Source organism: Paraburkholderia ginsengiterrae (assembly GCF_001645125.1).
Lineage (GTDB): Bacteria > Pseudomonadota > Gammaproteobacteria > Burkholderiales > Burkholderiaceae > Paraburkholderia > Paraburkholderia ginsengiterrae.
This window is the reverse complement of the sequence record NZ_LXKA01000246.1, coordinates 1-455: the sequence shown is the minus strand read 5'-3', so window position 1 is coordinate 455 and position 455 is coordinate 1. Positions and strand designations below refer to the sequence as shown.

1 protein-coding gene is annotated in these 455 nt (G+C 66.8%); it reads right to left on the bottom strand.

Annotation, left to right across the window (positions count from 1 at the left end):
- On the bottom strand, nucleotides 1-207 hold a 207-nt coding region (locus A6V37_RS43035; RefSeq protein WP_341845751.1), incomplete at its 3' end, for a hypothetical protein.
- Between the last annotated feature and the right edge of the window lie 248 nt (nucleotides 208-455).

Genomic DNA, 455 nt, shown 5'->3' with positions numbered 1-455 from the left:
GTCCTCACCGCCGCCGAAGCGAAAGCCCGCAAGCAATACGTGCTGCCGCCGCTGCATCTGACACGCGGCGAGCCGGACGCGAAGCTCGCCGCCGCGCCGCACCCAATCAGCGGCACGTTCGACGTCGGTCGCCAGCAGCAGTTTTCTCCGGAAGGCCCGGTCGCATACGCCGTGCCGCACGCAATGTACGGCCTGTTCGGCTTCCACTCCACCCAGCCCCCCAACGATCTTCACCAGTCCATCCCGCCCATGCTCACCTCCCCCCCGCCTGACCCTTACCCTCTCCTCCCTCTTCCTCTCCCCCCCCTCGCCCACCCATCCCTCCATCACCTCTCTGCCCCCCTGCGCCACCACACTGCCTACTACCGACTCCTACTTCTGCTCATCCAGCGATACGACACGTTCCTCCTTCGACCAGCCCACGCACACGCTCGCTCTACCCACCACTCCGGCCA